The organism is Cellulomonas citrea, from assembly GCF_009829685.1.
GTDB lineage: Bacteria > Actinomycetota > Actinomycetes > Actinomycetales > Cellulomonadaceae > Cellulomonas > Cellulomonas citrea.
The window spans coordinates 1-1,653 of record NZ_VWSD01000278.1; the positions used below are offsets into that span (position 1 = coordinate 1).

Below are 1,653 nucleotides of genomic sequence, written 5' to 3' on the forward strand. Positions count from 1 at the left end.
GAAGATCATGTCGCTCGCGCTCGCCGCGACCGCGCTCCTGGCCGGGGTGGGCGCGTTCACCACGGTGCAGCTCGTGGCGATCCGACACCAGACCGACACGATGGCGAACGCGCAGGCGAGCGTCGGCGGCGGTGTTGGCGTGCAGCGTGGCGCAGCCACCCTCGTGACCGGTGTTGAGCGCGGCCAGGACGTCACGCACCTCGGCCCCGCGGCACTCACCGAGCACGATCCGGTCCGGCCGCATCCGCAGCGCGTGCCGCACGAGCGCCGGCAGGTCGACCGCGCCGGCGCCCTCGACGTTGGCCTCCCGGGTGGCCAGGTGCACCACGTGCGGGTGGTCGACGACGATCTCCGGCTGTTCCTCGAGCACGAGCACCCGCTGGGCGGGGTCGACCAGCCCCAACAGGGCACCGAGCAGCGTCGTCTTCCCCGTCCCGGTGGCCCCGGTGATGAGCAGGTTCGCCCGACGCTCGACGAGGGCGGTGAGCACGGGCGCCAGCCGCGGTGCCACCGATCCGGACGCCACCAGCTCGGGCAGCGTGAACGGCCGGGGTCGGACCACCCGCAGGCTCAGCACGGTGCACGGCCCCGCGAGCGGCGGCAGCAGGGCGTGCAGCCGGGTGCCGTCGGGCAGCCGGGCGTCGACCGCCGGGCTCGCGTCGTCGAGCCGCCGTCCTCCCGTCGCGGCCAGCCGCACGGCCAGCGCCCGCACCGCGGCGGAGGTCCCGAGGTCGACGTCGACCCGGCCGAGCCGACCGGCGCGCTCGACCCACACCTGACGTGGCCCGTTCACCAGCACGTCGCTCACCAGCGGGTCGTCGAGCCACCGTTGCAGCGGCCCGGCGCCGAGCACCTCGTCGCGGACCGCGCGCACGGTCGTGGCCAGCGCCCGTGGGCCGACGAGCCGGCCGCGCTGCCGCAGCACGGCGACGACGGCGGCGGCGAGCTCGTCCTCGGTCGGGGACGGCCCGAGCCGGTCTCGGACCGCGGCGACCACGTCCGCCCCGACCTCGGTCACCGGTTCGACAGGTCCGGGCCCCCACTCCGGTGCAGGCCCGGCAGCGGCAGCGCCGCTCACAGCCCTCATGCCGCCCGCCCGTCGAGCACGGTGACGGCCACCTGCCCGGCGGCCCGCGCCGCGCGTCCGCGTACCGGCAGCGCCCCGCGTTCGGCCGCCGCACCCAGCCCCCGTTCGTGGGGCACCCGGCACAGCAGCGGCAGCCCGACGGCCTGGGCCACCTCGGTGACCGACAGCCCGCCCGGCACCGCGCGGACCGCGAGTCCGGTGCGGCCGGCGACCGCTCCGAGCGCCGCGCGCAGCGCGAGGGCTCCACCGACCGAGGCCAGGTCACGCCCCGCGACGACCACCACGAGGTCGCACCACCGGACGGGTGCGCGTCCGGCCAGCACATCGCCCCGGTCGAGGTCGAGCACGAGCGTCCCGCAGGCCGGCGCCAGCGTCGCGACGAGGTCCTCCACCGCGGCGGGGTCGGTGGCCCCTGGGCGGTGCCGGTCGCTGGAGAGCACGGCGCACGGCCCCCACCGGGGCAGCACGTCGAGCACCTGCTCACCCGGCAGCTCGCCCGCGCCCACGAGGTCGGGCCAGCGCGGCCCGGGCCGGTCCTCCAGCCCGAGCAGCACGTCGAGCCCGGC

Annotated in this window: 2 protein-coding genes; both read right to left on the reverse strand. The window is 77.8% G+C overall.

Annotation, left to right across the window (positions count from 1 at the left end; all coding sequences use genetic code 11):
* Positions 1 to 1,018, reverse strand: a 1,018-nt coding sequence (locus F2B26_RS16130) for a TadA family conjugal transfer-associated ATPase (protein WP_235929725.1), incomplete at its 3' end; no start/stop codon positions are given.
* 65 nt (positions 1,019 to 1,083) lie between these two features.
* A partial coding sequence (locus tag F2B26_RS16135; protein WP_159811082.1) for a CpaE-like family protein occupies positions 1,084 to 1,653 on the reverse strand: 570 nt, incomplete at its 5' end.